This window comes from Streptomyces sp. NPDC001889 (assembly GCF_053594535.1).
In genome coordinates, this window is the sequence record NZ_JBSFER010000003.1 from 1 (window position 1) to 1,180 (window position 1,180).

General features: G+C 74.9%; 2 protein-coding genes. Both read right to left on the reverse strand.

The features are described from left to right. Positions 1-222 precede the first annotated feature (222 nt). Positions 223-408: a hypothetical protein gene (locus ACWCRA_RS03445; RefSeq protein WP_351547899.1), complete on the reverse strand. Its 186-nt coding sequence runs from the start codon at positions 406-408 to the stop codon at positions 223-225. Next, positions 405-1,031, reverse strand: a complete 627-nt coding sequence (locus ACWCRA_RS03450) for a hypothetical protein (protein WP_451066771.1) — start codon at positions 1,029-1,031, stop codon at positions 405-407. The genes ACWCRA_RS03445 and ACWCRA_RS03450 overlap by 4 nt, the downstream gene beginning before the upstream one ends. Between the last annotated feature and the right edge of the window lie 149 nt (positions 1,032-1,180).

Sequence of the window (1,180 nt, forward strand, 5' to 3'; positions counted from 1 at the left end):
TCCGCCGCTGCACCAACTGTGACGCAGATCGTGCGGACGCGCAACCAGTTCGTGCGCGCGCGCAGCAAATAACGCGGAGAGGCGGCCACCCGGGGAGGGGTGACCGCCTCTTCTCTGCTCGGTGTCCGGCCGTCGGCCTGGGGAGTTTCTTTCGGATCTTGCCGGATCGGCGAGGCGCGGTGCCGGGGCTCGCGAGCCCCGGCACGATCCGAAAGAGACGACCTAGGTTCTGCGACGGGTCGCGCGCTCCGCGGCGAAGACCTCCTCCAGCCGGAAGAGCTGCGCCCGGCCGCGCCGCCCGGCGGGTGTCAGATGGCCGAGCTGGACCCACTTGCGGATGGTGGCGGGCACCACGCCGGCCTCGGTGGCGGCGAGGGCGCCGGTGATCAGCGGGGTGGAGGGGTTCATCGGCGTACTCCCTCACCGGTGGTGTCCAGGGCGGCGGCGATCTCGGACGGGTCGGTGCCGGCCAGGGCGTCCCAGCCGCCCTCCTTCCAGCTGTGGCGGTACGCGGGGTCCGCGCCGCAGCCGCAGCCGGCGGAGGCGCACCGGCAGCCGGGGTTGACGCAGAGGACCGCGCGCCGGTCGGGGAAGGCGCGCAGGGAGACGGAGTCGCACCAGGGGCAGCGTCCGCCGATGCGGGTCATCGGCTCGCCGTCGCCGACCGCGCGGGCGCAGCGCCCCGCCATCCGGCGGGCCTCGTCGGCGACGTGTGCGACGAGGTCGGGGTGGCCGGCCATCCGGCCGACGAGCCCGGCGACCCGGGCCAGGCGCTCGGGGACCCGCGCCTTGCGGGGGCGGCCGAGGCCGAGGCGTTCGTGGACGGCCTCGTCGAGTTCGACGACTCCGTCGGTGATGTCCCGGATGGCGTCGGACACATGGAGGCGCAGGGGCGCGGGCGCGTGGGTGCGGGTGGTTCGTCCGGCTCCGCCGATGGGGCCGGAGGAGCCGGGGGAGAGTTCGGTGAGGAGGTGGGGGAAGCGGTGGGTGAGGGTGGTGAGCCAGTGGGTGGCGTCGGTGGGGGTGGTCATGGGGGCCTCCGGGGTCGGGTTGGTGGTACGTCGGCCGCGCCCCGAGCCCCCGCGCCTCAATCGCCGGCGGGGCTGGGCGTACTCAGCCCGTCCGGCGTTTGAGGACGGACCTTGGTCCACGGGTGGCCCGGGCAAACTCAGCCCGTCCT